Source organism: Paenibacillus sp. VTT E-133291 (assembly GCF_002264395.1).
Classification (GTDB): domain Bacteria; phylum Bacillota; class Bacilli; order Paenibacillales; family Paenibacillaceae; genus Paenibacillus_AQ; species Paenibacillus_AQ nitricinens.
The window spans coordinates 1-346 of record NZ_NFVA01000254.1; the positions used below are offsets into that span (position 1 = coordinate 1).

At 43.1% G+C, this 346-nt stretch carries 1 protein-coding gene; it reads left to right on the forward strand.

The genetic code is table 11. The features are described from left to right. Positions 1-346: metallophosphoesterase (locus CA598_RS31810; protein WP_179283838.1), on the forward strand; the 346-nt coding region annotated here is incomplete at both ends.

The window sequence follows — 346 nt, forward strand, 5'->3', positions numbered from 1 at the left end:
AAACCCTATTCTTCTCGATGCGGGTGATGTGTTCTCCGGAACACTTTACTTCAATAAATATCTGGGTCAAGCCGATTTGGCCTTTATGAATCTGGTCAAATATGATGCTATGACTTTCGGCAACCATGAATTTGATAAAGATTCTGAGACGCTTTCCAAATTCATCGGCAACGCTAAGTTCCCTTTTGTCTCATCCAATGTAAATTTCTCTGCGGATGACATCCTAAGCAAAATGTTCACCAACGAGATTGGTCGGTCAGGTAACGCAGCAACCATCTACCCTGCTCTGATTAAAGAAGTAGACGGCGAACAGATTGGTATCATCGGCCTGACGACAGAAGATACA